28 protein-coding genes are annotated in these 26927 nt (G+C 67.6%); 22 read left to right on the top strand and 6 right to left on the bottom strand.

What is annotated here, in order from left to right:
• Positions 1–1050: hypothetical protein (locus BLR21_RS42350; protein ID WP_176929528.1), on the top strand; the 1050-nt coding region annotated here is incomplete at its 5' end.
• A gap of 187 nt (positions 1051–1237) precedes the next feature.
• On the opposite strand, the gene BLR21_RS07860 is transcribed toward BLR21_RS42350, so the two are convergent.
• Positions 1238–1927, bottom strand: a complete 690-nt coding sequence (locus tag BLR21_RS07860; protein ID WP_090005018.1) for a TetR/AcrR family transcriptional regulator — start codon at positions 1925–1927, stop codon at positions 1238–1240.
• A gap of 108 nt (positions 1928–2035) precedes the next feature.
• Between BLR21_RS07860 and BLR21_RS07855 the strand changes: the two genes are divergently transcribed.
• The 4 genes from BLR21_RS07855 to BLR21_RS07840 are packed head-to-tail and all read left to right on the top strand — an operon-like array spanning position 2036 to position 6898.
• A complete protein-coding gene (locus tag BLR21_RS07855; protein ID WP_090005016.1) occupies positions 2036–2656 on the top strand; it encodes a (2Fe-2S)-binding protein in 621 nt (206 codons plus the stop codon).
• The gene (locus BLR21_RS07850) at positions 2653–3636 is read left to right on the top strand and encodes an FAD binding domain-containing protein (protein ID WP_090005015.1); all 984 of its coding nucleotides are present in this window, start codon (positions 2653–2655) and stop codon (positions 3634–3636) included. Before BLR21_RS07855 ends, BLR21_RS07850 begins: the two co-directional genes overlap by 4 nt.
• The gene (locus BLR21_RS07845) at positions 3633–5807 is read left to right on the top strand and encodes a xanthine dehydrogenase family protein molybdopterin-binding subunit (RefSeq protein ID WP_090005012.1); all 2175 of its coding nucleotides are present in this window, start codon (positions 3633–3635) and stop codon (positions 5805–5807) included. Before BLR21_RS07850 ends, BLR21_RS07845 begins: the two co-directional genes overlap by 4 nt.
• An 11-nt stretch (positions 5808–5818) precedes the next feature.
• Positions 5819–6898: an XdhC family protein gene (locus BLR21_RS07840; protein ID WP_090005010.1), complete on the top strand. Its 1080-nt coding sequence runs from the start codon at positions 5819–5821 to the stop codon at positions 6896–6898.
• On the opposite strand, the gene BLR21_RS44630 is transcribed toward BLR21_RS07840, so the two are convergent.
• Positions 6844–7179, bottom strand: a complete 336-nt coding sequence (locus tag BLR21_RS44630) for a class I SAM-dependent methyltransferase (protein WP_420843861.1) — start codon at positions 7177–7179, stop codon at positions 6844–6846. The genes BLR21_RS07840 and BLR21_RS44630 overlap by 55 nt on opposite strands.
• A 71-nt stretch (positions 7180–7250) precedes the next feature.
• Positions 7251–8054, bottom strand: a complete 804-nt coding sequence (locus tag BLR21_RS07830; RefSeq protein WP_090005007.1) for an MBL fold metallo-hydrolase — start codon at positions 8052–8054, stop codon at positions 7251–7253.
• A gap of 669 nt (positions 8055–8723) precedes the next feature.
• Between BLR21_RS07830 and BLR21_RS07825 the strand changes: the two genes are divergently transcribed.
• From BLR21_RS07825 to BLR21_RS07805, 5 genes are all read left to right on the top strand, one after another.
• Positions 8724–10325 carry a flavin monoamine oxidase family protein gene (locus tag BLR21_RS07825; protein WP_176929527.1) on the top strand — a complete coding sequence of 534 codons (1602 nt, stop codon included), beginning with the start codon at positions 8724–8726 and terminating at the stop codon, positions 10323–10325.
• A gap of 362 nt (positions 10326–10687) precedes the next feature.
• Positions 10688–10909, top strand: coding sequence for a hypothetical protein (locus BLR21_RS07820; protein ID WP_090005003.1), 222 nt, complete (start codon positions 10688–10690; stop codon positions 10907–10909).
• 995 nt (positions 10910–11904) lie between these two features.
• Entirely contained in the window at positions 11905–12357 is a 453-nt protein-coding gene (locus tag BLR21_RS07815; protein ID WP_143027645.1) for a hypothetical protein, read from the top strand.
• 115 nt (positions 12358–12472) lie between these two features.
• Positions 12473–13129 (top strand): hypothetical protein, encoded by a 657-nt coding sequence (locus BLR21_RS07810; protein WP_143027644.1) that lies wholly within the window; start codon positions 12473–12475, stop codon positions 13127–13129.
• An 89-nt stretch (positions 13130–13218) separates the two neighbouring features.
• A complete protein-coding gene (locus BLR21_RS07805) occupies positions 13219–13926 on the top strand; it encodes a tail fiber domain-containing protein (RefSeq protein WP_176929526.1) in 708 nt (235 codons plus the stop codon).
• A gap of 59 nt (positions 13927–13985) precedes the next feature.
• On the opposite strand, the gene BLR21_RS07800 is transcribed toward BLR21_RS07805, so the two are convergent.
• Positions 13986–14198 carry a CBS domain-containing protein gene (locus tag BLR21_RS07800; protein WP_218130789.1) on the bottom strand — a complete coding sequence of 71 codons (213 nt, stop codon included), beginning with the start codon at positions 14196–14198 and terminating at the stop codon, positions 13986–13988.
• Between the two features lie 50 nt (positions 14199–14248).
• Here BLR21_RS07800 and BLR21_RS44625 point away from each other — a divergent pair, with 50 nt between their 5' ends.
• Together BLR21_RS44625 and BLR21_RS44800 are read left to right on the top strand one after the other, a co-directional pair.
• Complete coding sequence (locus tag BLR21_RS44625; protein WP_420843859.1) at positions 14249–14536, top strand: DUF2238 domain-containing protein; 288 nt, start codon at positions 14249–14251, stop codon at positions 14534–14536.
• A gap of 316 nt (positions 14537–14852) precedes the next feature.
• Positions 14853–15116, top strand: coding sequence for a four-helix bundle copper-binding protein (locus BLR21_RS44800; RefSeq protein ID WP_476737556.1), 264 nt, complete (start codon positions 14853–14855; stop codon positions 15114–15116).
• 241 nt (positions 15117–15357) lie between these two features.
• Here BLR21_RS44800 and BLR21_RS07790 read toward each other — a convergent pair whose 3' ends face one another.
• Positions 15358–16746, bottom strand: coding sequence for a KamA family radical SAM protein (locus BLR21_RS07790; RefSeq protein WP_090004992.1), 1389 nt, complete (start codon positions 16744–16746; stop codon positions 15358–15360).
• A 130-nt stretch (positions 16747–16876) separates the two neighbouring features.
• On the opposite strand from BLR21_RS07790, the gene BLR21_RS07785 reads away from it, so the two are divergent.
• Complete coding sequence (locus BLR21_RS07785; RefSeq protein WP_090004991.1) at positions 16877–17341, top strand: FxsA family protein; 465 nt, start codon at positions 16877–16879, stop codon at positions 17339–17341.
• Positions 17338–17898 carry a GNAT family N-acetyltransferase gene (locus tag BLR21_RS07780; RefSeq protein ID WP_218130788.1) on the top strand — a complete coding sequence of 187 codons (561 nt, stop codon included), beginning with the start codon at positions 17338–17340 and terminating at the stop codon, positions 17896–17898. The genes BLR21_RS07785 and BLR21_RS07780 overlap by 4 nt, the downstream gene beginning before the upstream one ends.
• On the opposite strand, the gene BLR21_RS07775 is transcribed toward BLR21_RS07780, so the two are convergent.
• The gene (locus BLR21_RS07775; protein ID WP_090004989.1) at positions 17895–18290 is read right to left on the bottom strand and encodes an SsgA family sporulation/cell division regulator; all 396 of its coding nucleotides are present in this window, start codon (positions 18288–18290) and stop codon (positions 17895–17897) included. The two genes, BLR21_RS07780 and BLR21_RS07775, sit on opposite strands and share 4 nt — an antisense overlap.
• Positions 18291–18392: 102 nt before the next feature.
• On the opposite strand from BLR21_RS07775, the gene BLR21_RS07770 reads away from it, so the two are divergent.
• From BLR21_RS07770 to BLR21_RS07735, 8 genes are all read left to right on the top strand, one after another.
• Positions 18393–19352, top strand: a complete 960-nt coding sequence (locus tag BLR21_RS07770; protein WP_090004987.1) for a TIGR03885 family FMN-dependent LLM class oxidoreductase — start codon at positions 18393–18395, stop codon at positions 19350–19352.
• Complete coding sequence (locus tag BLR21_RS07765; RefSeq protein ID WP_090004985.1) at positions 19349–20857, top strand: alpha-amylase family glycosyl hydrolase; 1509 nt, start codon at positions 19349–19351, stop codon at positions 20855–20857. The genes BLR21_RS07770 and BLR21_RS07765 overlap by 4 nt, the downstream gene beginning before the upstream one ends.
• Positions 20858–20927: 70 nt before the next feature.
• Positions 20928–21938 carry an L-erythro-3,5-diaminohexanoate dehydrogenase gene (kdd, locus tag BLR21_RS07760; protein WP_090004983.1) on the top strand — a complete coding sequence of 337 codons (1011 nt, stop codon included), beginning with the start codon at positions 20928–20930 and terminating at the stop codon, positions 21936–21938.
• Positions 21931–23478, top strand: coding sequence for an amidohydrolase (locus BLR21_RS07755; protein ID WP_218130811.1), 1548 nt, complete (start codon positions 21931–21933; stop codon positions 23476–23478). Before kdd ends, BLR21_RS07755 begins: the two co-directional genes overlap by 8 nt.
• Positions 23479–23481: 3 nt before the next feature.
• Complete coding sequence (kamD, locus tag BLR21_RS07750; RefSeq protein WP_090004979.1) at positions 23482–25053, top strand: lysine 5,6-aminomutase subunit alpha; 1572 nt, start codon at positions 23482–23484, stop codon at positions 25051–25053.
• Positions 25046–25798 carry a lysine 5,6-aminomutase subunit beta gene (gene kamE, locus BLR21_RS07745; protein WP_090004977.1) on the top strand — a complete coding sequence of 251 codons (753 nt, stop codon included), beginning with the start codon at positions 25046–25048 and terminating at the stop codon, positions 25796–25798. The genes kamD and kamE overlap by 8 nt, the downstream gene beginning before the upstream one ends.
• Positions 25795–26193, top strand: coding sequence for a 3-aminobutyryl-CoA ammonia lyase (gene kal, locus BLR21_RS07740; protein WP_030476123.1), 399 nt, complete (start codon positions 25795–25797; stop codon positions 26191–26193). Before kamE ends, kal begins: the two co-directional genes overlap by 4 nt.
• Positions 26194–26312: 119 nt before the next feature.
• Complete coding sequence (locus BLR21_RS07735) at positions 26313–26666, top strand: GntR family transcriptional regulator (RefSeq protein WP_256334542.1); 354 nt, start codon at positions 26313–26315, stop codon at positions 26664–26666.
• The last annotated feature ends 261 nt before the right edge of the window (positions 26667–26927 follow it).

The following is a 26927-nucleotide window of genomic DNA, read 5'->3' as shown; positions in this document are numbered from 1 at the left end:
CTGATCGGCGACACGGACTTCAGCCATCCCGATCCGCAGCTGCTGGAGTCGACCGGAGCAGCGCGCACCGCCGAAGGCAACGGGCACCAGGGCGAGTTCACCGCCGACAACCAGTACTTCATCGGAACCGACGAGGACTTCGCGCCCTACGGAGCAACGAACTTCTCGATCACCAGCGGTACGAACGCGGGCGCGTACCCGTCCGTGCCGGTGCCCGGTTCCGCGCCGATCGTCGTCCTCGACGACGACAAGCTCAACGGACCGGTCGTCTACGGCGGCTACGGCTGCCCAGGATCGGCACCGATCCCGACGCCTGCCTCGATTCCTGGCTACGAGGCGTCGCTGCGGGCGGGCGAAGAGAAGGTCGTGGCGCTGCAGCGCGGACCGACCGGCGACCCGAGCGCGCCTGAACCTGCCTGCTTCCCCGGTGAGAAGGCACATGAGGCCGTGCTCGCCGGCTGGGACGCCGTGGTCTTCGTTCAGCGGCATGGCGGAACCGAGAACCCGCCGTTCTGCGGCTCCGGCGCCTTCGTCGACCTCGTCGTCGGCGTGTGCACGAACCACGAGGCGTACCACAAGATGTTCGGCACGCCGGTCAGCTTCGCCTACCCCGACGGGCCGGCGATCGGCACCGTCGGCGCGCGGATCGAGGCGACCGCGGCGTTCGACGGCTGGGGTTACGTGCACCTGTTCAGCAACCAGGCGGACGCGAACAAGAAGTTCGCCGAGTTGGACACGTTCGCCATCCCCGAGGCCATGGACGAGAACTACGCGGTCGGGTTCGGTGACCTGAGCGTCCACGAGGTCGCGACCGACCCCAACAACGCGGGCCGTGCCTACCTGTCGTACTACGCGGGCGGTATGCGCTCACTGAAGATCCAGTGCAGCAGCCCGGACAACTGCGAGCTGGTGGAGAGCGGCGGATATCTCGCGCCCAGCGGCAACGACTTCTGGGGCGTCGAGACGTTCACCCGCAATGGCAGGACCTACGTCGCGGGCAGTGACCGCGACGACGGTCTCTACCTGTTCGCCACCGGACCGCAGGGGTGAGGTGAGGGGCGCGAGCCGGGCGAGGACACCTCGCCCGGCTCGTCGTCGTGGGCTCGGTCCGTACCCTGGCTCGCGAAGCGAAGGTGGCGGGGTCGAGCCGCTTTCAGGGAGCTCAGACGGCGAACCGTCGTGGCCGACGTGCGGCCCGATCAACTGTCTCGGGTGCGACTCGTCAGTGGCGTGTGGGTCATCGGATCCAACGAGACAGCAACTCGGTGAGCAGAAGCCGCTCGCCCGGTGACAGGTCCAGGTCGTGCTGACCGGCGAGCGTCGCGAGCAAAGTGCCTGCCTGCGTTGACAGCGTCGTGGCCGGATCGTCATCGGAGTGCTGGTGCGTGATGATCGCGGCGAAGATGGCCTCACGCACTCGTTCCGGCAGCCCTCGGTGTGCGGGGCTGTCGGGGTTCGCCAGCATCATCAACGTCGTTCCGACGCACGCGGCGTGAATGACCGGAACCGCCTCGTCGGGTGTCATGGACAGGCGTCCCTGCTCCGCGAGGCGCACCAGCATGGCGTGCAGGATCTGCAGTCCCTGCTGCTCGGCGGCGTGTGGGCGGCTGCCGGTGGGGCCGTACATGAGCCGGTAGAACGCCGGGTGCGTCAGGCCGAACTCGACGTGCCGATCCCATCCTGCTCGCAGGTCGGCCAGCGGATCAGCCGACGGCCCGTTGCCCTGCTTGGTGGCGAGGTAGCGCTTGAAGCCTTGTTCGGCAACCGCTTCCAGCAGGCCCTGTTTGTCCCCGAAGTGGTGGTACAGCGTTGGTGCCGTGACGCCGGCGGCCTGGCACACGTCACGAACCGACACCGCTGCAGCTCCGACGTCGCTGAGCAGCGCTGTCGTCACCTCGAGAATGTGTTCCCGAGTCGAAGTTGCCATATATCGATGTTACATCGCGGGCTTGTCGACGTTAGGTCGGCGGGCTACTCTACCGCTGTTACCTAATTTCTTGTATCGCCGTTACATCGATCTGGTTGAGGAGGAGCGGTGCCTGAGTCACCTCGTCCTGCGACGACCCACACCCGCCGAACCGTGTTGAAGTCCACGGCTGTGGCAGCCGCCGGCGCCACGCCCGCGCCCGCGCCCGCGCCCGCAGTCGCGGCCGCAGCCGCGCCAACGACGGCCGGGGACGTAGCGGAGGTCATGGAGATCACGCTGTCGGTCAACGGGCGCAAGCACGCCGTCACGGTCGAGCCGAGGGTCACGCTGCTGGACGCGCTCCGTGAGCGCCTGGCGCTGACCGGTACGAAGAAGGGCTGCGACCGCGGGGAGTGCGGCGCGTGCACAGTTCTCGTTGACGGGGAGCGAATCAAGTCCTGTCTGACGCTTGCGGTGATGCGTCAGGGCAGCGCCATCACGACTGTCGAGGGACTCGCTGACGGCGACCGCCTCCATCCCGTGCAGGAGGCGTTCATCCGCCGCGACGCGTTCCAGTGCGGTGGTTGCACGTCTGGACAGATCATGTCCGCGGTCGCGTGCATCCGGGAAGGCCACACCGGGTCCGACGAAGAGATCCGGCAGTGGATGAGCGGCAACATCTGTCGTTGCGCCTGCTACCAGAACATCGTCGCCGCCGTGGCCGACGCGGCACGGGAGGTGCGGCGGTGAGGTCCTTCGGCTATGCCTCGGCACGTGACTCCGCCGACGCTGTTCGCCTGGCTGACCGGACGCCCGGAGCGGCGTTCATCGCGGGTGGTACCGATCTGCTGAACCTGATGAAGGACGGGGTGCAGCACCACCGGCATCTGGTCGACGTCAACAAGCTCGACCTGGCTCGCGTCACCGAGTCCGCGAGCGGCCTGCGCATCGGCGGGCTGGCCAGGATGCGACAGGTGGCCGAACACCATGCGGTCCGCGCTCGTTTCCCGGTGCTCGCGGAGGCGCTGCTGGCATCCGCGTCGCCGCAGGTGCGCAACATGGCCACGATCGGCGGAAACCTGTTGCAGCGCACGAGGTGCGGCTACTTCCGCGACATCGGGTCGGCATGCAACAAGCGCGTGCCTGGCAGCGGGTGCTCCGCCTTGCAGGGGTGGAACCGAGGGCACGCGGTTCTGGGCGGTAGCGAAAGTTGCATCGCCACCCACCCGTCCGATCTCGCGGTGGCTCTGACGGCGCTGGACGCGTCGGTCCACGTGCTCGGACCAGGTGGCACGCGCCGGATTCCGGTCGGTGAGTTCTACCGCCTTCCTGGCGACACGCCTCAGATCGAGACATCTCTGCGGCCGGCGGAGCTCATCACCGCGGTCGAGGTGCCGCGGCACCCGACCGCGACGAGGTCGCGGTATCTCAAGTTGCGCGACCGCGCCACGTTCGAGTTCGCCGTGGTCTCGGTCGCGGCCGCTCTGGATCTGCGCGGGCACTTCGTGCGCGACATCAGGCTGGCGTTCGGCGGGATCGGGACCAAGCCCTGGCGTTCCGCCGAGGCCGAAGCGGAACTGCGGGGGAAGAACCTGACGGTGGAGAGGGTCGAACAGGCCGGCCGCGTGCTCGTGCGTGGGGCCGTGCCGAGACAGGACAACGAGTTCAAGGTCGAACTGGTGCAGCGCGCGCTGGCCGAGTTGGTGCTGGGTCTGGGAGGTCTTCGATGACGGGTCTGGTGGGGCGCCCGGTCGCGCGGGTCGACGGCAGGGCCAAGGTGACCGGTGCCGCCCGGTATCCGGCGGACAACCCGGTTCCCGGTGCCCTGCACGGGTTCCTGGTGACCAGTGAGGTCGCGAAGGGCGAGGTGACGGACATCGACACGTCGGCCGCTCTGGCTCATCCGGGTGTGGTCGCCGTGCTGACGCATCGCGACATGCCGCGGCTGACCGTGCCGTCGTTCCCCTACCCCAAGGGGTTCATTCCCATGCAGGACACGGTGATTCACCACGTTGGTCAGCCCGTGGCGATCGTGGTCGCGCAGACGGTCGAGCAGGCACAGGAGGCCGCCACCCTGGTAGCCGTCCGCTACCGCACGGAGCGGCCGCGAGTGGTGATCGACGACGCGGCTGGGGCACCGTACCTGCCACCACCGTTCCGGAACCGGCCCAACGAGTTCAAGCGCGGTGACGCGACAGCGGCGCTGGCAGGGGCGGAGGTGCGCGTGGAAGCGCGCTATTCGAGTCCTGCCCGGCATCACAACCCGATCGAGCCGCACGCCACCACGGCGCAGTGGGACGGCGACCGGTTGACGCTGCACGAGACGACGCAGGGCGTGCACTTCACCAAGTCGACGATCGCCACCGCCTTCGCGCTGCCGGCCGACAACGTCCGGGTGGTGGCCCCGTATCTGGGCGGCGGCTTCGGTGCGAAGGGGCCCACCTGGTCACACACCATGATCAACGCCGCGGCGGCGCGGATTCTGCGCCGCCCTGTCCGGCTGGTGCTCAGTCGTGCCCAGATGTACACGATGGCAGGTCACCGTGCGGAGTTCCGTCAGCAGATTCGGCTCGGTGCCACCCGCGCGGGGAAGCTGACCGCCCTCCTCAGCACGACGATCGCTCAGTTGAGCAACACCGAAGAGTCGATCTTCAACAGCAGCGAGTCGGCCCGTCTGCTCTACGACTGCCCGAACCTGCACGTCAGGCAGGAGGGCGTGCGGCTCGACGTCGCCACATCCAGTTACATGCGTTCGCCGGAGATGACCGCCCACTTCGGACTGGAAACCGCTCTCGACGAACTCGGCTGGGCACTGGACCTGGACCCGGTGGAACTGCGCCGGCGCAACCACACCGAGTTCAACCAGGAGACCGGTCAGCGGTTCGGCAGCAAGCACCTGCTCAAGTGCTACGACATGGCCTCCGAGGCGTTCGGCTGGTCGCAGCGCAAGCGCAGGCCGGGCGCCACGAAGGACGGCGACGAGTACGTCGGGTGGGGGATGGCCACCGAGATGCACACCTTCGGTGCCATGCCGTCCACTGCCTCGGTCACGGTCGGTCCCGACGGCAAGGTCGTGCTCCGCATAGGCACCCAGGACATCGGCACCGGCACCTACACGATCATCAGCCAGATCGTCGCCGACGCCATGGGCGTTCCACTCGACGTCATCCAGGCACACATCGGTGACACGGCCCTGCCCGTCGCCGGTCTGTCGGCCGCTTCGGCCACGATCGCCAGCGTCAGCGGCCCGGTGGACCGAGCGGCCAGAGCCGCACGGGACGCGGTGGTAGGGCTCGCCGTGGCCGACGAGCGATCCCCGTTGTTCGCGGTCCCGGCGGACGAAGTCGAAACCAGGCACGGTCACCTGATCCACACCCGCAACCGCCAGCGTCGGGACAGCTATGGCGCTGTGGTGAGCAGGGCGGGTAAGCCGGTCGAGGCGACGGGCAGTGGGCCGAACCTCCCAGGCCTGTCCTACGGCGTGGTGTTCGCGGAAGTCCGTGTCCACGCGCGACTGGGCTCGGTGCGGGTGACGCGGGTGGTCACAGCACACGACATCGGCAGGGTGATGAACCGCCGCACCGCGCGCGGGCAGGTGATCGGTGGCGTCACCTGGGGAATCGGCCACGCGTTGATGGAGCACACCGTCTACGACCGGAACAGCGGCAGGGTGGTCAACCCCAACCTGTCGACCTACCTGGTGCCCGTGTGCGCGGACGCGCCTCCCGAACTGGAAGCACTGTTCGTCGACGAACCCGACCCCGGAAGCACCGCGCTGGGCGCACGTGGCTTCGGCGAGACGCCGATCACGGGCGTCCCCGCCGCGATCGGCAACGCGATCTACCACGCCACCGGCCGGCGCGTCCGAGACCTGCCCATCACACAGGACAAGCTGCTGTAGAGGAGCGCGCGTTGCTCGAACTGGTCGATGCTCTGACGACATGGCGCCGAGAGGAACGCCGCTTCGCCGTGGCGACGGTGGTGTCCGTCACCGGCAGCGCGCCGCGCCCGATCGGTTCCGCGCTCGCGGTGGACGAGTCCGGCGAGGTGATCGGCAACGTCTCCGGGGGCTGTGTGGAGGGCGCCGTCTACGACCTGTGCCGCGAGTCGCTGGCCACCGGTGAGCCCGCTGTCCACCGGTTCGGCTGGTCCGGCGAGTCGGCGTTCGCCGTGGGGCTGACCTGTGGCGGAACGATAGAGGTGTTCGTGCATCCGACACCTGAGGTCCCCGCCCGCGGAGAACATCTGCTCGTGGCGAGGGTCATCCGCGGACCGCTCGGCTGGCCGGGCCGTTGGCTGATCGCGTACGACGGTGTCACGGCGGTCACCCTCGGAGATCCGGCGCTGGACAACGCCGTTCTCGCATGCCGGGGCACGGGCATGATCCGCTGGATCGACTGCGTCACCGGCGAGCCCGTGGAGGTGCTGGTCGAGGTCGCGTCCCCGGCCCCCCGAATGCTGATCTTCGGCGCGCTCGACTTCGCCGCGGCACTCAGCGAGGTAGGAAAATTCCTCGGCTACCGGGTCACCGTCTGCGATCCGAGGCCCGTGTTCGCCACTCGCGCCCGGTTTCCGTCCGCGGAGGTGGTCGTCGATTGGCCGCACCGCTACTTGGAGCGCACGGAAACGGACGAACGCACAGTCGTGTGCGTTCTGACCCACGATCCCAAGTTCGACATTCCCGTGCTGACCCGCGCCCTGCGGATGCCACTGGCATACGTCGGGGCGATGGGTTCGCGTCGCACCCATGCGGAGCGCGTCTCGTTGTTACGCGAAGCCGGCGTCACACCCGATCAACTCGGTCGGTTGCGGTCACCGCTCGGACTTGACCTGGGCGCACACACGCCGGCGGAGACAGCGTTGTCCATCGCTGCTGAAGTCACGGCTCATCGCACCTCGGCGACGGGACGCCCACTGACCGAACTCAGCGGCTCTGTTCATGCCCGTTCTGCGAACGGATCACGAGAAGTGTGCGTGGGCCCGACTGTCTGAGTCTGTCGCAGCAACGGTTCGTGCGCCGGCCGAGCCCGGAAGCCGTGCCGGTCAGCGTTGTACGTGCCGAGAATGATCAAGTGGGAGAACGCGCCCCTGATGCAGTACACGTGGTCGAACTCGCCGTCCGCGGCAGGAATCGCCGAGAGCTCGCCGATGCGGAGATCTACTGCGGGCATGCGCTTCCGTGCTGCTTCAGGCATGGGTGGCGACGGGTCGATGCCTACCGTGCGCGCCACGGACTCAAGATGGGAGGTGACGCGACCGGTGCCGCATCCCATCTCACAGACGACGGACAGGGGCTGCGGCAGCGAACACCAGAACTCGATGTTCTGGTTGAGGTGAGCCCGGCTCATGGCGAACCGAAGGAGCGGAGACAGGGAGAAGTGTTGTCGACCGGGGTCGGTGTTGGGTCGATGGTGAGGGGGATGACGAGATCTTCCTCCGCTGCCAGCACATCGCCACCGAACTCGACCCGCGCGGCGGCCACTGAGGCGGCCCGATCGTTGCCCGGCCAGAAGTGGGTGAGCAGGAGCCGGCGCGCGCCCGCCAGCTGGGCCCATCGACCCGCCTCAGCCGAAGTCATCAGGTTGCGCACCGGTCGGCCGGCCTCGCCGTCCCGATCGGTGGCCTCGACGATGAACAGGTCGGCATCCCGCCCGAGTTCGGCCAGCAACGGGTCGGGACCGGTGTCTCCGGTGTAGGCGAGGGTCATCCCGTCGGCCTGCAGCCGGACGCCGGCGTTGGGCACGTAGTGCGGCAGCGGCACACCGGTCAGGGCGAACGGGCCGACCCGGTAGGCGCCGGGCAGGGGGTGCACCTCGAAGACCGCGCGCAGGTCCACATCCGGCTCCAGGCCGCCGAGCCGGGCGAGAACACCGGGCGGGCAGTACAGCGGCACCTTCGTCTCGCGTGGACCGCCGTAGAAGCGTATGCGGAACAGGCCGTGCAGGTCGATGCAGTGATCGGGATGCTCGTGGGTGATGACCACAGCGTCCACCGCGCCATCCGGGCAGCGGGCCAGCAGCCGAGGCAGCGTGGCGTAGCCGAGATCGAGCACCAGCCGGTATCCGTCCCAGTCCACCAGAAACCCGCTGCATGCTCGCCCAGGCTCGGGGAACGCGCCACAACTGCCCAGTACGGTGATCTGCCGCATCCGGGCAGCATGCCATTCGATGACATCGTCGAGTGCATCTTCCTGGCCTGATCCGCCACCTCGAACTCGTCTTCCACATCGGACTACCGATGACCCGTCCGCAATTCGGCATGAGCGCGCCTCTGCTGGCACACGATCGGCGGCAGATGAGGATGTCATGGGCCAGCGTCCCAGGTTCGAGGCGCGTTCCCGAGGGGGCGCTGGTTACTTGGACAGATCCGGTTGGGGCAGGGGAAAGCCAGGCCCGCCCGGAGCGGCCCCGTCAGGCGGCGAAATCGCGTCACCGCGCCGCACGGAAGCGGAGACAGCGGCAGGGATATCGACGAAGTGGCTCTCGAACGGGACCAGGTTGTCGTCGACCTGCGGCACGCTCGCCCACCGGACGGGGCGAATGCTCGCGCTGCAGTTCCTCGTTCGCGACCCGGTTGGCGTGTTAGTTCGGCACGTCTGCTCGATCCGCTCGACCACCACACCCGCCAGGCGCGATAGCCGGGTCTCTGGTAACCCACCCAGCCGTGATCAGTTGGTGCTCCGGGCACGCTTGCCTCGCCGCCTGTTCGCAGTGCCCTGACGGTCACGTCCTGTTACTTCGTCACCGGAAGGCGGGGTGACACACACCCCGGTGAAAACTTGTCCGGAGGATTGAGGCTCGGGGCAACGATGAGCGCCATGAGAACAACGCGAAGACGGTTGCTGACGATGGGCGCGACGGGCATGCTGCTGCCGGTCATGACCGGGTTGGTGGCGGAAGCCGCACCAGCGCCCCGGCTGCCCCGCGTCGGTGCCGGCCGGTCGGTACTCCTGCTCGGCGCGGGTATGGCCGGGCTGGCCGCGGCCTACGAGCTGACCCGAGCCGGCTTCACGGTCCAGGTGCTGGAGGCGCAGGGTCGCGCCGGTGGGCGGAACCTGACGGCGCGACGGGGCACGGCGGTGAACGAGCGGAACCCGGACGGCAGCGGCGAGCTGCGGTTCTGCCAGTTCGACGACGGCCTGTACCTCAACCTGGGGCCGGGTCGGCTGCCGCACCACCACCGCCGCGTGATGCGGTACTGCCGTGAGCTCGGTGTCGCACTGGAACCGTACATCGTGGAGTCCAGCGCGAACTTCGTGCAGAGCCAGGACGGCTTCCACGGTCGGCCGCAGACGATCCGCCGGGTCACCAACGACATCAGGGGCCACCTGGCCGAGATGCTGACCCGCATGGCGAAGTCCGGCGCGCCGGAGATCAACGCCGACCGCACGAGCCTGCTCGACCTGTTGCGAGTATTCGGCGACCTACGACCGGACGGCAGTTATCGCGGCTCCATCAGATCCGGCCCGAACGCGCAGCTGAGCGTCACCCAGCCGTACGAAGCGCCGGCTCCACTGGAGCTGAACGGCTTGCTGGAGTCCGGCTACTGGAAGACCCACCTGTACAACCCGCTGAACCATCTGTGGCAGGACACCATGTTCCAGCCAGTGGGCGGCATGGACAAGATGGTCGACGGCTTCCTCGCGAAGGTCGGCCACCTCATCGCCTACCACGCGCCCGTCAACCGGATCCGCCTGATGCCCGACGGGGTCGAGGTGTCCGGCGTGCAGAACGGCCGGCCGTACACACTGCGCGCCGAACACTGCTTGAGCAGCATCCCCTTCCCGGTCCTGAAGACCACTGTGCTGGAGAACTTCGACACCTCCTTCACCGACGCGGTCGCCTTCACCAGCCCCACTCCGTCGTGCAAGGTGGGCTGGCAGGCGAACGAGCGGTTCTGGGAGAACGACACCTACCAGATGTACGGCGGCATCAGCGCGATCGACCACATGATCACCCAGATCTGGTACCCGTCGTACGACTACTTCACCGCGAAGGGGACGTTGACCGGCGCATACAACTCCCGTGAGAACGCCGCGAAGTTCGGCGAACTCGGCCACGCGGAACGGCTCCGGACCGCCCGTCAGGTGGCCACCCGGCTGCACCCGGAGTTCGCCGACGACCGGATCGTGCCGAACGACAAGGGCATGTCGATCGCCTGGCACAAGGTGCCCTACCAGCTCGCCGGGTGGGCATGGTGGCGGGACACGGCTGCGGACCGCCGGGCTTACGGCAGGCTGCTCGCCCCCGACGGCCGGTTCCACGTGATCGGTGACCAGGTGTCGCCGCTGCCGGGGTGGATCGAGGGCGCGCTGATGTCCGCCGAGTACGTGACCCGTCAGGTGGTCGGGCTGGAGCGGGCGGAGGTGCCCGCGCCGCGCCGGGCACCGGATTCGGCAGCTGTCGACCCAGCAGGCTGATCAGTGGCGGCCTCGTACCTCGTCTCGATCGGTGTCCTGATCGGATGATCACGGGCGTGAGCGGGTGAGACCGCCTTCGGGCCTCTACGGACTGAGCACAATCGCAGTGGGGACGGTGTCAAAGAGGGCAGAGCCATGCCGACGTCGCCGGACGCAGCAGCAGCGTCCGCGAGGCCAGTGCGCGGCACGAGGAGGGCCACGTCGCGGCGGCCCGATGGAGCTGCTCGTCCACGACGACGCGATCACCCCGACCGCCACGCCGGACGACCTCGTCGCCTCCTCGCCGTGATACTTCCAGACCATGTTCGGCAACCGCGCGCAAAGCGAGTTCGCCGCCTACATCACCGAGGTGCTCGGCCTCGGTGCTCAGCGAGGACACCGAGTACGGCCGCACCATCCGCGACGGCTTCGTCAGCACGTTCGGCAAGCCTGGCACGGTCGACCACCAGCTCGTCGTGTCGGCCGATCCCACCGACGCGGCCGTGGCGGCGTTGCGCGCGAACCCGAGCTCTGGGCCGATCGTGGTGGCGGGTCAGGAAAGTCACGGGCTGGAGGTGATCGTCGCGCTGCGCAGGGCCGCCTGACCGCTCCGATGATGGCCGCCTACTCCCTCGCCGACGACAGCTTCCACCATGGTCCAGCGGCACCGAGAGGCCGGCGCCTGCGAGGCGCAGGATGCTCCACCACGGCGTCTTCGTAGTCTGCACCGACCTCTGCCTCGTCCTGTGGTCCTCCGACACGCAGGGCACCACGGCGCCCACCTCGAACTCCGTCATGACGACAATGTCGTGGTGAGCGACTCGCGCCGGTCACACTCACCGAGCACATGGCCGACTCCCCGCGGAGCAAGGTAGACCTTGGCCCTTCGATTTCCGGCCTCCCATAGGGACTCGCAGTCCAGCTGCGCAGCGTCTCACGAAACAGACAGAGCCTTTCGGGCATGGCCAAGCGGTGCTGCCGTGCCTGGGCCGGTCACACCGCGCGTAACAGGCATCAAGGCACTCTCGGTTGTCTCACACGATGCCGCCGCGATCAGTTTCAGACCTCGTCGGATTCCCGAGGTCGGCCCGCCCACGACGATCGGCTCGAGTCCATCGGCAGATTCGGGACGGTGGGTGGCGCCTTCCGTGAGGTCCGGCAGGTTCACCTGTGGCGAACGATCCCTTGTCGAGCACCGACTCGAGTGCGCTGTCTCTTGCGGTGAACCTGTCGCGTGCCGGGGGTTACCGTTCGCTCCGATACGCGCCACGAGCTCCTCGACGACCTGGTACGACGACAGGCCGACGCGCGCCGCGTTTACGGGACTCATGAGGGCTGGGACCTGCTCGGTGCTTCCGGTGTCCTTGCGATCTTCGCCGACGTGACAAGCATTCAGATCTGAATCCACCCTCTTGCTCGGGTCGAATCCACCGAAGGGCTATTCCAGGCAGGTCAATTCGATGACTTTCCGAGAGTAACGCACCACGATCGTGCACGATGTCCGTTGACCACTTCCGGCTTGCTGTCCACGTCAGGTAGACCGAAGAGTGGGCGCCGTAGCCCGTCTGACATCGAGTCAACTGCTCACGGAGGTAGCGAGATGGACGCCGACCGAGGTAAACGCGAATCATACTACGGCAAGTACGCCGGAACGGTAAAAAGGCTGGGGGTGGAGTCGCAGATTGTTGATAGTACGGGGTTCGCGCAGAACCTGGTGAACTCGATTCCGGAGTTCACCACCGGACAGGTCGTGGGGGGAACAAAGACGGCACTCGGGGTGAAACCTGCTCCGCAGAAGGACACGAGCACAACCCACAAGATGACCCTTGAGGTCACCTCGTCGAAGGTGGTGGCGATCATCGACGGGAAGGAGTTGTCGGACTGCGGTTACCAGGTTGGGGTCGTGGGCGGCGGCGTGGCCCGGCTGATTGCCGGCGACATGGACTTCTCTGCGGTTATCGGCGACAGCACCCCTGACGGCAAGGTCGCAAAAACGCTTCTTATCAGCCTGTCGGACGGTCCCGGAAATGGCGGCACGCTGAAGCGTGTCTGAAGTTCACGGTTCCCGATCGAGTTTCTCCAGCCATTGAGAAGTTGTCCAGTGCCGAAACGCTCATTTCTTCTATCGCAAATCGAGGGGTGTCATGACATCGACAGTGTTGTCCCCGGTGACGGCCGAGCAGGCCAAGCAGATGATCGACGAGATCGCCGACCAAGCCCGCAACGGCACTCACACGTTCTCGTCCTATCCGGTCCCAGGTGAGTGGTTGGTCGACACCTCAGCCGGTCCGCTGCCGTTCGACGAAGTGCTGGAACGCTTCCTCCGCGATGACGACGCCGCTGATCCCGTTTCGTTCGCGGGCAACGCCACGGAGCAGATAAAACAGCTGAGGGATTCCATGGCGAACGACACGGTTGTCATCATCAAGAAGGCCTCCGAGAAGTACACCGAAATCGTCGCGGAATACGTCGAAGAGAAGAAGAAGGATCCGAAGAAGGGCAACGGAAACGCCAGGAGCAGGGTCGACCAGGAGGCCGCCAAGGCCAAGAAAGAGTCCAGCAAGGCCATCGACGATGGGGCCGCCAAGGCGAAAGCCCTGATCGACGAACATGAGGACGACGATAACGTCATCGAGATGATCGTCACCGCGTTCAAGACCGTCGTGGGTATCATCAAGAAGGCCTGGGAGCAGATCCTGGCTGTCTTGACGGAGGTCTGGAACAAGTTGCGGAAGGCGCTCCTGGAAGCCGTCAAGTGGATACGCGATCAATGGAACAAGATCATCGACGGGATGAAACGGCTGGTGGGCTACATCGCGGCCTGACCACGCATCTCGCAAGATCGAGACCAGTATTCGCTCGGTCACCTGCGCTCCAGACGCGCAGGTGACCGATGAACAGGAGCGTTGGCGCCATGACTGATAACCGTGCCGATATCGACCTGTCGGCCACCGCCGAACGCTATCAAGAACGAATGCGGCGGTGCGTCAACCTGTTCGTCAACGAACTCAGGAATGAGCGCTTGCCCAACGTCAAAGAGTCCAAGAAGAAAATCGACGACATAGCTGAAGAGGCCAAGAAGGAGGGCGTCCGGGGGATCGAGAAGGCGCGGCAGGCCGCGCACAACAAGATCGACGCCTTCACGCCCGAGGAGGGGTGGTCATGCAGCCTGGCGGAGTGGGTGCGGTACACCGAGCTCCTGCATGAGAAGCACAAGAACGGACTGGATCGCGGTGACAACGCGGAACTCACGCGGCTTTGGCACCGGTGCAGCGGTCGCAACCCCAGTGATCGCAACCTCAAGGAGGACATCCGCGCGATCACCGGCGTCACAGCGGACAGCTCGGCGATTCTGGAAAAGGTAGGCACCCTACCCATCAGCACATGGCGCTACCGGTGGGAGCCGAACCACATCCGTCATCTGGGCCCGATGGCCCAGGACTGGAACGCGACCTTCGGACTGGGTGACGGCACGACCGTCATCGGCTGCATGGACGTCAACGGCGTGACGCTCGCATCTATCCAGGTGCTCCACCGCCAGCTCGGCGAACTACGGGCCGAGATTGCGCAGCTTCGCAGCGAGGTACGCCGAGCACTCCCTGCCTCGCACGGGTCACCGTAGTCATCACCGGCTGCGTGATGGCGTGTCCGTGTACCCGCAACACGGGCGTGGACATTGCATCAGGTGCTTCCTGCCGCGGCGCTGACCTGGCCGAGGACGGAGTCGGGATCGCATTCCACGGCGGCGTCGCCGAGAAAGAGGACTCCGACGGGCCGGCCGACGTCGACGACCGGGATGCGGCGCACGGCGTTCTCGCGCATGCGCGAGAACGCCGTGTCCAGGGCCTCCGCGAGACCCGCGGTGACGACCTGGTCGCCGCACACGTCGCGCACGCAGCAGTCGGACAGGTCCGTCGCGGTCGGCCATCGCGCACGACCAGGTCGTGGTTGTTCGGTGTCATCACGTTCGCCTGCCTGCGCGTAAGCGGTGGTTCGAGATCGTTGAGGGTGTGGCCGCGTCGCTCAGCGGTCAGGCCGGTCAGGCCCATCTCGGCACCCAAGGTGATCCGCTGGATACTCAGTGGGACATGCTCCACGCCTTGGCCGGCGCAGTGCTCTCAGCTGCTGCTCGCCTCCGTTCACGACCGGCAGATCACTGCCGGACCGTCTGTTGCGGACAGCAGATTCAGTCGGCCGACTGCGGACAAACCTGCGTGACGTCGTCCTGCTGACCGCGCGGTGCCAGCAGTCGCCTCGTGGGAAGGGAACCGCGAAGACCGCGAACATGGCGTGGACGCAGCGCCGCGTTAGCCGGGCATCATGGTCGGTGCGATCGTGGTCATGCTGACGTCTCTCAGTCTGGTTCTCACCATGCGGGCACGGCCGGATCTCAAGTTGGATCGGCAGCCAGATGACTCGGCCCGGTTCCAATGATCGATCATCGCTTCGGAGCGCGATCGCTGCGCTCGTGAGGTTCGTCGGCACGTCCTGGGTAGCCGCCACGGGAACGGAATACGACGGCAGAGGGCTGACGTGACCACCACGACGATGCCGATGCTGGAGAGCTATCCCGCGAAGATCAACCTGGACCGAGGCAAGCTGGCCGCCGCGATCGACGCGTTGATCGCGTGCGCTAAAGCGTGCACCGCGTGCGCTAACACGTGTCTGAGCGAGAGCTCGGTGGCGGAGCTGACCAAGTGCGTGCGCACGGACTTGGACTGCGCGGATGTCTGCAGCGCAAGAGCTCGCGTGCGAGGCGCACGCGAACATGCACGACCATTGCCGAATCGGGGTTGCTCTCGGTCGACATGAGATCTCCTCCTGTCCGCGACCCCGTTGGGGTCCCAGTGGGGGTCGGCGCAGAGAGCTAGACCAATCCGTAAATTCAAGCGTCCAATGTAGACTATCAGTCGTGTCCTTTGTGGACCTCCCGGGGCACTCTGGGGGCATTTGGCGTCGGGGTCCAATGGGACTCTATGGGTGATGACCAGGCAAAACATGCCGATGGGGCCGCCTTCGGAGGTTGTCCCGAAGACGGCCCCATCGCGACCCGTCAGGTCTGGTCGGCCCACCACTTCTGGCCTGCCGCGCCCAGGGTGGAGATCGGGTCGTAGTAGGGGTAACGACGGTCGAGCGCCTCGGGATCCTCAAGCTCGATCCCGGTCCGGTAGTTCTTGGTCCAGTACGAAATCCCGAGCTCACGGTCGTACTCGGCGAGCTGGTGCACCCACCGCTTCCCCACATACGGCACGTCGCACACGATGCGCGGCGTCGCGTATCCAGGCAGATAGCCCATGATCGCGTGCTGCAGCTCCTGCGCCTCCCAGACGGACACCCTCCAGTGCTCCGCGTTGGGAATCATGTCGCACATATAGAAGTAGTACGGCAGGATGTTCGCTTCCCCTTGCAGCGCAAAGCAAAGGTCCAGCAGGTCGTCCGACGTCGCGTTGACGCCCTTCATCAACACGCCCTGGTTGCGCACGTCCCGCACGCCGACTTCCAGTGCGGTACGGGCGGCCTCGGCGACGAGAGGTGTCACGGACTGTGCGTGGTTCACGTGCGTGTGGATCGCGAGGTTCACGCCGCGCCGGGACGCGGTGCGGGCCACGCGCTCCAGGCCTTCGACCACGCGCGGCTGGAGCCAGTGCTGCGGCAACCCGGCCAGGGCCTTGGTGGCCAGGCGGATGTCGCGGACCGTTTCGATGTCGAGCAGGCGCATCAGGAACGACTCGAGTTGTGGCCACGGCACGTTCGCCACGTCGCCGCCGGAGACCACCACGTCGCGGACGCCCGGGGTCTTCTTCAGGTACTCGATCATCTGGTCCTGACGGTCGACCGGCTTGAGCGAGAGCTTGTGCTTGTCGATCAACGGCGTGGAGTTGCCGACCAGGTCCATGCGGGTGCAGTGGCCGCAGTACTGCGGGCAGGTCGACACCATCTCGGCCAGGACCTTGGTGGGGTAGCGGTGGGTGAGGCCCTCCACCACCCACATCTCCGCCTCGTGCAGCGAGTCGCGCTGGGAGTGCGGGTGCGACGGCCACTTCGGGTCGCGGTCCGAGGAGACCGGCAGCATGTAGCGGCGGACCGGGTCGTTCAGGAACGCCTCGGTGAAGGCGTCGGGAGAAAGTTCCGCGTCGACCGCCATCGTGTTGAACATCTGCGGCGGGATCAGCATCGACATCGTCGCGAAGGCGTCCATGTCCTTGGCGAGGTCGTCGTAGAACCGGTCGGTCAGCAGGTCGCCCGCGACCTTGCGGAGCTGCTTCACGTTCTTCACGCAGTTCACGCGTTGCCACTGGGCGTCGCGCCACTGCGCCTCGGTCACGTGGGACCAGCCGGGGAACCGTCGCCAGTCTGGTTCGACCAGCTCACGGCGGACGTACGTGTACGGCTGGCGGTCCAGCCGCTCCAGCGCCGTGGGGGCGTCGTGCAGCGCGGTCATCCGTACTCCTCAGCGTCGAGGTCGCGTAAAGATATCCTGTCATATCGCTAGGCTGCCGTAAATATTTCTGCTCAAGGCCTGGTCGAAGGCCGGTCGGGAGCAAAGACGGCCTGTCGTGCGTTGAACGGGCATGCCCCTCTTCGCGCTGCTGCTGCTCGGGATGTTCGCCGAGATCGCGGTCATGGTCGCCGTCGGCAACGCCATCGGCGGGCTCTGGATGATCGCGTTGCTCCTGCTCGGCACCCTCGTCGGACTGTCGCTGGTGCGCCGCCAGGGCGCGCAGACGATGGCCGCGTTCTCCGAGTCGGTGTTCAAACGCCAGCAGCCCCACCAGGAGATGGCGGACGGCGTGCTGATCGCGGCGGCCGGTGCGTTGATCATGGTGCCGGGCTTCGTCAGTGACGTGGCCGCGTTGTTCCTGCTCTTCCCGCCCACGCGCAGGCTCGTGAGCCGGCGGATCGCGCGCAAGGCGGAGGCGGCGGCGCTCAAGTTCGAGCACGAACGCCGCTTCGGCGCCGGTCAGGTCGTCGAGGGCGAGGTCGTCGACGTCGACACCGACCCGGTGGTCATCACGGAGCGGCGCGAGATCAGGTGATCCGCGCGTACCGGCCCGCTGACCTGGACGCGCTGTACGACATCTGCCTCGACACCGGCAACGGTGGCCTTGGCGCGCGTCACCTGTTCGACGATCCACGCCTGATGGGCCACGCCTATGTCGGCCCGTACGTGGCGTTCGAACCCGACCTGGTGTTCGTGGCGGAGGACGACGAGGGGATCTGCGGGTACGCGCTCGCGGCGTCCGACACGGAGGCCTTCGAGGACCGCTGCGACCGCGACTGGTGGCCTGACCTGCGCGTCCGCTACCCGATGATGCCGGACGCGAACCGGATCGTGCAGCAGATCCACCACCCGGCCCGTGCCGATCTGATGATCGCGGGCGACTATCCGGCACACATGCACGCGAACCTGCTGCCCCGCGCGAAGGGCACGGGGTTCGGCGGTGCGCTCGTCCGCAGCGTGCTCGAACGCCTGGAGAAGGGCGTCCATGTGCACGTGCGGCACCACAACACACACGCGGTCGGCTTCTGGGAGCACATGGGCTTCCGCGTGGTCGACTCCGCGGAGAAGCTCGTTCTGGGACTACGTCTCTAGCCGAGAAGGTCCTTCATCAGGAGGTCGAAGTCGATGGCCTCACGCCCGGCCGGGACCGCCGCGTAGGTCGAGTCGAGGAACCGCTGCAACTCGGCCGCGGACAGGTGGAACACCGCGTGCGAGTCCTCGGTCAGCAGTTCCAGCACGAGCACGTCGCCGTCGCCCGGCCGCAGCCGCACGTCCCCGAGCCCGGTCGGCGACAGCAACCCGTCCGCGAGCAGCTCGCGGCCGACGAGCCAGGTCGACTCCTGGTCCCGCGCCTGGAAACGCAGGGTCACGGCATGCGGATCGTCTGATCGGTACTGGAAGTCGACGTTCATGGGCTCGACCGAGCCGTCCGGCCGGATGAACTCGACGACGGTGGCAGTGCCGACCCGGGTCTCGTTGAACATCGCCGTTCCTCCTCCGCGGTGAGGGTGCTGCACTCAACACGGACGCCGTCCGGAGTCGGTTCAAAGCTTTCCCGAACTTCTTCATTGGGTACCTGAAGTCCCATGACGGTCTATGGCATCCACGCGTCACACGAGCAGATACACCCCGCAGACCTGCTGACCGCCGTGCGCAGGGCTGAGGAGGCAGGGTTCGGCGCGGCGATGAGCTCGGACCACTTCTCACCGTGGAGCGCGCGCCAGGGGCAGTCCGGGTTCGCCTGGTCCTGGCTCGGCGCGGCCCTGCAGGCCACCGAACTGCCGTTCGGCGTGGTCACGGCGCCGGGGCAGCGCTACCACCCGGCGATCACCGCCCAGGCGATCGGCACGCTGGCCGCGATGAACCCCGGCCGGTTCTGGGCCGCGCTCGGCACCGGCGAGGCGAGCAACGAGCACATCACCGGCGACGGCTGGCCCCGCAAGGACGTGCGCACGGCACGGCTGCGCGAGTGCGTCGACGTGATCCGCGCGCTGCTGTCGGGCGAGGAGGTCAGCCACGACGGCCTGGTCACGGTCGACCGCGCCAAGCTCTGGACCCTGCCCAGCGAGATGCCGCTGCTGATCGGTGCCGCCGTGAGCCCGGCGACCGCCCGCTGGTGCGCCGAGTGGGCCGACGGGCTGATCACCGTCAACGCCCCGCCCGAACGACTGCGCGAGGTCGCGGACGCCTATAGCGACGCGGGCGGCAAGGGCAAGCTCCACCTGCAGGTACACCTGAGCTGGGCCGATGACGACGACACGGCTCTCGCGATCGCGCACGAACAGTGGCGCACCAACATCTTCCGTCCACCGGTCTGCTGGGACCTGGAACTGGCCGAGCACTTCGACGTGGTCGCCGAGCACGTCACGCCGGCCGAGGTGGCCGAGGTCGTGAACGTGTCCTCCGACCTGAAATGGCACGCCGAGCGGCTGAACGAGTACGCGTCGCTGGGGTTCGAGGAGATCTACCTGCACCACGTGGGCCAGGACCTGATCCCGTTCGTCGACGCGTTCGGCGAGCACGTGTTGCCGGAGGTGACCGCGTGATCCGAACGTCCGACGTCTGGTGGAAGAACGCCGTTCTGTACTGCCTGGACGTGGAGACCTTCTCCGAAGACGGCTTCCGGGGTGCCACCGAACGCATCGACCACCTCAACGCCCTGGGCGTCACGTGTGTGTGGTTGATGCCGTTCTACCCGACCGCCGAACGCGACGATGGCTACGACATCACCGACTTCTACTCCGTCGACGCACGTCTGGGTTCGCTCGGCGACTTCGTGGAGTTCGTGCGCGCCGCACGGGACCGAGGCATGCGTGTGATCGCCGACCTCGTCGTCAACCACACGTCCGACCAGCACCCGTGGTTCCACGACCCGGAGAAACGCGACTGGTACGTCTGGGCCGACGAGCCCCAGGCCGATGGACCGCAGGGAGTCACGTTCCCCGACAAGGAGAAGTCGCTCTGGGAGTACTCGGAGGAGGTCGGCAGGTACTACCTGCACCGCTTCTACAAGCACCAGCCCGACCTCAACGTGTCCAACCCCGAGGTGCGGGACGAGATCGCGCGCATCATGGGCTTCTGGATGGAGCTGGGGCTGAGCGGGTTCCGGGTCGACGCCGTCCCGTTCCTGCTGGAGCACAACGACCCCGTGGACGCCGTCTCGCTGCCCGACCCGCACGACTACCTCACCGACCTGAGGGCGTTCCTCAACCGCCGCAACGGCGAGGGCGTGCTGCTGGGCGAGGTGAACCTGCCGTACAAGGACACGATGGCCTTCTACGGCCAGGGCGTCGGCGACGAGCTGACCATGTGCTTCGACTTCGTCGGGATGCAGGCGATGTACCTGTCGCTGGCGCGGCGGTCGAGCGGACCACTGGTCAAGGCGTTGCAGGAACGCCCGGAGCCGCCACGGGACGGGCACTGGGCGACGTTCGTGCGCAACCACGACGAGCTGACCCTGGACAAGCTGCCCACCGACGAACGCCAGGAGGTCTTCGACGCCTTCGGCCCGGAGAAGTCCATGCAGCTCTACGGGCGGGGCCTGCGCCGGCGGCTGCCGTCGATGCTGAACGGCGACCAGCGCCGCATCCGGATGGTCTACAGCCTGCTGTTCACGCTGCCGGGTACGCCGGTGCTGTTCTACGGCGAGGAGGTCGGCCTGGTGGAGGACCTGTCGCTGGAGGGCAGGCTGGCGGTGCGCGTGCCGATGGACTGGGAGGCCGCGGGGGAGCAGCGCCACGATTCGGAGTCGTTGCTGATGTGGATGCGGCTCATGATCGCGCGGTACCGGGAGTGCCCGGAACTCGCCTGGGGCACGTTCCAGGTGCTCGACACGGGAGAGCCGTGCGTGTTCGCGCACCGCGCCGACTGCGATGGCGGCTCGGTGATCGCCGTGCACAACCTCGCGGACCGGGAGATCACCGTGCGGGTCCCGGCCGAAGGTGTGCTCGCCGATCTGCTGACGGGCGGCCGCGTGAAGCCCGCGAAGACCGGGGCCAAGGTCGACCTCGCGCCCTACGACTGCCGCTGGTATCGCCTGTTGCCGGAGTGATACTTGCGCAATCTTGACGCCTCACGTGAAGATATCTTCGAGACAGCGTCGTCGACCGAAGGATTTTCGCGTGAGCGCGTACGGACTGCACCGCGTCATCGAGCCCGCCGGTGTGCTGCCGCAGCAGGCCTGGCGGCTCGACGCGGAACCCGTGCCCGCCGCCGACGAGGTGATCGTCTCGGTCGAGCGGCTCAACCTGGACGCGGCCTCGTTCCGGCAGCTCAGGGAGCAGCACGGCAGCGGCGCGGCGGTCCGGCAGGCCGTGCTCGACATCGTCGGCGAGCGCGGCAAGATGCAGAACCCGGTCACCGGCTCGGGCGGGATGCTGCTCGGCACCGTGCTCGAGGTGGGGCCGGAGTCGCCGCTCGGGCTCAAGGCCGGCGACCGGATCGCGACGCTGGTCAGCCTCACGCTGACGCCGCTGCGGATCAACGACGGCTTGCAGGACTGGGACGGCGAGGACGAGCAGGTGCCTTGCCGGGGGACCGCGGTGCTGTTCGGGCGCTCGATCGCGGCCGTGCTGCCGGACGACATGCCGAACGAGCTCGCACTGTCCGTGCTCGACGTGTGCGGTGCACCGGCGCTGACCGACCGTGTCGTGCGCAAGCACCCCGGTGGCTCGGTGGTCGTGCTCGGCGGTGGCGGTAAGTCCGGGTCGCTGTCTCTTGCGGCCGCCCGTCAGGCCGGTGCGTCGCGTCTCGTCGCGTTGGTGCCGACCGAACGTGAGGCCGCGCAGGTGCGTGAGGCCGGTCTCGCGGACGAGGTCGTGATCGCGGACGCACGCAATCCGGTGGCCGTGGCCGAGGCCGTGGGCAAGCAGGTCGACGTCACGGTCGTGTGTGTGGACGTGCCGGGGTGCGAGCACGGCGCCATCCTCGCGACCGCGGACGGCGGCACCGTGATCTTCTTCTCGATGGCGACCTCGTTCAGTGCCGCCGCTTTGGGAGCGGAGGGTCTCGCGGCGGACGTGGAGATGATCGTCGGCAACGGGTATGTGCCTGGTCACGCCCAGTTCGCGTTGGACCTGGTCCGGACGCGGGCGGGTGTGCGGGCGTTGTTCGAACAACGGCAGACTGCGTGACGTGAGTACGCAACTTTTGGTCGGCGGCCGCATCTACGCACCGGATGCGACGGCGATGGCCGTCACGGACGGTGTCGTCGTGTGGATCGGACAGGACTCGGTCGGGCACGCACTGCACCCGGACGCCGAGGTCATCGAGCTCGACGGCGCGTTCGTCGCGCCCGCGTTCGTCGACGCGCACGTGCACGCCACGTCCGCCGGCCTGCTCCTGACCGGCCTCGACCTGACGAAGACGTCCTCTGTGGACGACCTGCTCGACCGGGTGCGCTCCGCCGAGGGCCCCCTGGTGTGGGGTCACGGGTGGGACGAGACGCGCTGGCCGGAGAACCGCCCGCCGACGCGCGCCCAGATCGACGAGGCCGCCCAGGGCAAGACGGTGTACCTGTCGCGCATCGACGTGCACTCCGCCCTGGTCTCCTCGAATCTGGTCAGCGACGAGGCACGTGCCGCCGACGGCTTCTCCGCCGACGGCCCTCTCTCGCGGGCCGCACACCACCACGTGCGCGGCACGGCGAAAGCTGCGATCACGCCCGAACAGCGCCAGGCCGCACAACTCGCGTTCCTGAACTACGCGGCTTCTCGCGGCATCGCGTCCGTGCACGAGTGCGCGGGCCCGGACATCTCCGGCGAGGACGACCTGCGCGAACTCCTCGCGCTCACCGAAGGCCCCCAGGTGGTGGCCTACTGGGGCGCCCACGACCTGCCTGCGGTGCCGGTGCGCGGACTCGCCGGCGACCACTTCGTCGACGGCGCCATCGGCTCCCGCACGGCCGCGCTGACCGAGCCCTACGCCGACGCCGGCACGTCCGGAGCGCTCTATCTCGACGGACGCCAGATCGCCGACCACCTGGTCAAGTGCACCGAACTGGGCATCCAGGCGGGGTTCCACGTCATCGGCGACGCCGCGATGGCCGCCGTGATCGAAGGTTTCTCCCTCGCGGAGAAGACACTCGGCACCCCCGAGCTCGCGTCGGCCCGCCACCGCCTCGAACACGTCGAGATGGTGTCGAAGGAACAGGCCGAGAAACTGGCCGGGTGGGGCGTCGTCGCCTCCGTCCAGCCGCTGTTCGACGCCGAGTGGGGCGGCCCGACCGGCATGTACGCGCAGCGACTCGGTGACGAGCGCGGGGTGGGGCTCAACCCCTTTTCGCGGCTCGCCGCCGCGGGCGTGGTGCTCGCGTTCGGTTCGGACACCCCGGTGACCGCCATCGACCCGTGGGCTGCCGTGCGCGCGGCGGTGCACCACAAGACCGACGGTCACGGCGTCTCTCCCCGTGCCGCCTTCACCGCGCACACGCGTGGTGGCTGGCGTGCGGCGGGCGTGAACGACGGCCTGACCGGCACCCTGCAGCCCGGCGCGCCCGCGACGTACGCGGTGTGGGAGACCGGTGACCTGGTCGTCGCGGGCAGCGACGCGCGGGTGCAGCGCTGGTCCACCGACCCCCGTTCGGGCGTGCCCGGACTGCCCGACCTCACCGGCCCGGCGCCGGTCTGCGTGCGCACCGTCCTGAACGGCCGGACGATTTACGAAAGGAAGTGACTCATGGCGTTGCTCGACCTCGACCCCTCGGTGGTCGCCACCGCGCGCGAACTCGCCGCGCGGGCGGCCGAACCGGTGGTGTCCCTCGCGAAGGCGCACACCACCGTCGCCGTCGAGCGCGCCACACTCCGCCTGGCGGGCATCACCGGCGCGGACTCCACGCACCGCGCCGGTGACGTCCCGTGGGTCAACCGCGTGATCGACACGGTGCGCGAGCAGTGCGGACTGGAGCACGGCGTCGTGCTGCCGGCGTTCCACGCGCTGCGCGAGCACAACCTCGGCACCCTCACCGAACTCGCCGAAGCCACGGCGGCCGGCCAGATCCAGTTCAGGATCCCCACCGGCAAGGATCTGACGGCGGCGCGCAAGGCGTCCACGTCCGCGGTGTCGAAGGGTCTCAGGTCGGTCGACCGCAACCGGGCCCAGCGCGACAAGCTGATCACCAAGTGGGGTGACCCCGCGCAACGCCCGTGGATCTACCTGATCGTCGCGACCGGCGACATCGACGAGGACGTCGTCCAGGCCCAGAACGCGGCCCGCGCGGGCGCCGACATCATCGCGGTGATCCGCTCGACCGGGCAGTCGCTGCTCGACTACGTCCCGGAAGGCGCCACGCACCACGGGTTCGCGGGCACGTACGCCACGCAGGAGAACTTCCGGATCATGCGCGCGGCGCTCGACGACGTGTCGAAGGAGGTCGGCCGGTACGTGCGGCTGACCAACTACGCGTCCGGCCTGTGCATGCCGGAGATCGCTGTCCTGGCAGGACTTCAGCGCCTGGACATGATGCTGAACGACTCGATGTACGGCATCCTGTTCCGCGACATCAACCCGATCCGCACGTTCGTGGACCAGCGGTTCTCCCGTCAGGTGCACGCCCGCGCGGGCATCATCATCAACACCGGCGAGGACAACTACCTCACCACCGCGGACGCCGTCGACGCCGCGCACACCGTCACGGTTTCGCAGTTGTTGAACGAGCACTTCGCCCACGAGGCGGGACTGCCCGACCACCTGCTGGGCCTCGGGCACGCCTTCGAGATCAACCCGAAGGTGCCCGACTCGTTCCGGCTGGAGCTCGCGCACGCGTTGCTGGCCCGCGAACTCTTCCCGGACGCGCCGCTGAAGTGGATGCCGCCGACCAAGCACATGACCGGCGACGTGTTCGACGGCTATCTGCTGGACGGGTTCTTCAACCTCGCGGGTGTCCTGACAGGACAATCCATTCTGCTCGTCGGCATGATGACCGAGGCCGTCGTGACACCGTTCCTGTCGGACCGCGACCTGGCGCTGAAGAACGTCCGGTACGTGCTGAACGCGGCGGGCAGCCTCGCCGAGGACTTCCGTCCCGCGCCGGACGGCCTCATCGTCAAGCGGGCGCACCAGGTGCTCGGCGAGGCCGTCGGCCTGCTGGAGCGCATCGTCGACGACGGCCTGCTCAACGCCATCGCGGACGGCACGTTCGGCCTGATGAAACGCCCGGCGCACAAGGGCAAGGGCGCGGACGGCGTCGTCGAGAAGGCGCCCGAGTACTTCAACCCGGCTTCGGAGATGCTGGAGGCGCAGAGTGTCTGACGCGAAGAGGTACGTGCGCCCCTACGGCGACACCACCGGCGACGGCATGATTCAGACGTCGTTCACGCTGCCGATCCCCTTCGGCCCCAAGGCGGACGGCGCGGCGCTGCAGCTCGCGAACAGGATGGGCATGGACCCCGCGATGGTGGTCCACTCGAACCCGATCGGCGACGACTTCACGTTCTTCGTCGTCTACGGGTCGGTGCGGCACCTCGTGGACCTCGACGAGGTCAAGGTCGTCGAGCGCGAGTACCCGCTGCTGTCCCCGGCCGAGGTCAACTCGGCGCTCAAGAAGGTGTTGCGGCGCAAGCTCGTCGTCGTCGGCGGGTGCATCGGCACGGACGCGCACACGGTAGGCATCGACGCGATCCTCAACATCAAGGGCTTCGCGGGCGAGAAGGGCCTGGAGTACTACCGCGAGCTGAAGGTCGTGAACCTCGGCGCCCAGGTCTCGGTACCGGAACTGGTCCGTTCCGCCCGTACCGAGAAGGCCGACGCGGTGCTGATCTCCCAGGTCGTGACCCAGCGCGACGCGCACATCCTGAACACGCAGGAGATGTCGGCGGCGTTCCGCGAGGCGATGGGGGACCGCAGGCCGCTACTGGTGGCCGGCGGCCCGCGGTTCGACCCGTTGATGGCGGGCGAACTGGGGGTCGATCGGGTGTTCTCCCGGGGTACCACTCCGGGTGAGGTCGCGAGCTACCTGGTGCACGCGATGCAGGAGAAGAAGGGGGTTGCCGCGTGAGCGGGGCTTTGGTCGAAGGTTTCTCGGTGACGCACCGCCGTTACGTCCCGCACTCGCACGCGCACTACGGAGGCAGTCTGGTCGACGGGGCCTACGGGCTCGGCATGTTCGGCGACGTCGCCACCGAGCTGCTCATCCACACCGACTCCGACGAGGGGCTGTTCGCGGGGTACAGCTCCGTGGAGTTCGTCGCGCCGATCCAGGCCGGCGACGTCATCGAGGCGTCCGCGACACTGGTGCGCATCGGCAAGCGGTCGCGTGAGATCGAGTTCGAGGCGCGCGTCGTGTGCCGTTCGGCGCCCGAGCGCGGTCCGTCGGCGGCCGATCTGCTCACTGAGCCGATCGTCGTAACGCGCGCCCGCGGCACGGTCGTTGCTCCGAAAGCCGCTGAATAACCCGGAAACAACACACAGCGACGCCCTGCTCGGACCGATTCACGCTGAATCGACCGCAACCTTCGCCGCCTTCTCCCGTTGGTCAATACAGAAGTAGCTACATGCGGGGAGGATGCGGCGTGGTGAAGATCGACCACCAGGGGGAGACACCTCCCTACGAGCAGGTGCGCGTGCACTACGCGCACGCCATCGCGAACCGAGAGCTGCCGGTGGGAGCGAAGCTGCCCACGGTGCGTGCCCTGGCGAAAGACCTGGGGCTGGCGGTGAACACGGTCGCTCGCGCCTACCGTGAGCTGGAGGAAGCCGGCCTCGTGGAGACCAGGGGCCGGGCCGGCACCGTGGTCAGCGCGAACGGTGACAGCAACCGTGAGCGGGTGCGTGCGGCGGCGGCCCAGTACGCGGCGATGTCCGCGGAGCTGGGCCTCTCGTCCCAGGAGGCCATGGAGATCGTGCGCGCGGCCCTGCGGGCGTAGTCACTCTTCTGGGTATATCGCGGTTTTGGAACAGCAACGTTCCACAATGGTCGCCGGCATGGTCACGCCCCGGCTGTGTGATCATGAAGGCTGGCTTCGAGTTCTCGCCGCGCGGAGGTGGCCGGAGCCGGCGCCTCCGCGCAGGCCGGCCATCGCGCAGGCCGGCCATCGCGCAGGCCGGCCATCGCGCTCTCGTGCCATCGCGCTCTCGTGCCATCGCGCTCTCGTGCCGTGCCAGGTCCTGCTGCCGCTCGGGCTCCC

It is taken from the genome of Lentzea albidocapillata subsp. violacea (assembly GCF_900100275.1).
GTDB lineage: Bacteria > Actinomycetota > Actinomycetes > Mycobacteriales > Pseudonocardiaceae > Lentzea > Lentzea violacea.
Note: the sequence above shows the minus strand (reverse complement) of the source record. Positions and strands in the feature narration are given on the sequence as shown.

Bases quoted from the DNA above. Each gene is read 5' to 3' on its own strand.
- BLR21_RS07860 (WP_090005018.1), bottom strand. From the start codon at position 1,927: ATGGCAACTTCGACTCGGGAACACATTCTCGAGGTGACGACAGCGCTG.
- BLR21_RS07845 (WP_090005012.1), top strand. From the start codon at position 3,633: ATGACGGGTCTGGTGGGGCGCCCGGTCGCGCGGGTCGACGGCAGGGCC.
- BLR21_RS44630 (WP_420843861.1), bottom strand. From the start codon at position 7,179: ATGGGATGCGGCACCGGTCGCGTCACCTCCCATCTTGAGTCCGTGGCG.
- BLR21_RS07830 (WP_090005007.1), bottom strand. From the start codon at position 8,054: ATGCGGCAGATCACCGTACTGGGCAGTTGTGGCGCGTTCCCCGAGCCT.
- BLR21_RS07825 (WP_176929527.1), top strand. From the start codon at position 8,724: ATGAGAACAACGCGAAGACGGTTGCTGACGATGGGCGCGACGGGCATG.
- BLR21_RS07815 (WP_143027645.1), top strand. From the start codon at position 11,905: ATGGACGCCGACCGAGGTAAACGCGAATCATACTACGGCAAGTACGCC.
- BLR21_RS07805 (WP_176929526.1), top strand. From the start codon at position 13,219: ATGACTGATAACCGTGCCGATATCGACCTGTCGGCCACCGCCGAACGC.
- BLR21_RS44800 (WP_476737556.1), top strand. From the start codon at position 14,853: ATGCCGATGCTGGAGAGCTATCCCGCGAAGATCAACCTGGACCGAGGC.
- BLR21_RS07790 (WP_090004992.1), bottom strand. From the start codon at position 16,746: ATGACCGCGCTGCACGACGCCCCCACGGCGCTGGAGCGGCTGGACCGC.
- BLR21_RS07785 (WP_090004991.1), top strand. From the start codon at position 16,877: ATGCCCCTCTTCGCGCTGCTGCTGCTCGGGATGTTCGCCGAGATCGCG.
- BLR21_RS07775 (WP_090004989.1), bottom strand. From the start codon at position 18,290: ATGTTCAACGAGACCCGGGTCGGCACTGCCACCGTCGTCGAGTTCATC.
- BLR21_RS07770 (WP_090004987.1), top strand. From the start codon at position 18,393: ATGACGGTCTATGGCATCCACGCGTCACACGAGCAGATACACCCCGCA.
- kamD (WP_090004979.1), top strand. From the start codon at position 23,482: ATGGCGTTGCTCGACCTCGACCCCTCGGTGGTCGCCACCGCGCGCGAA.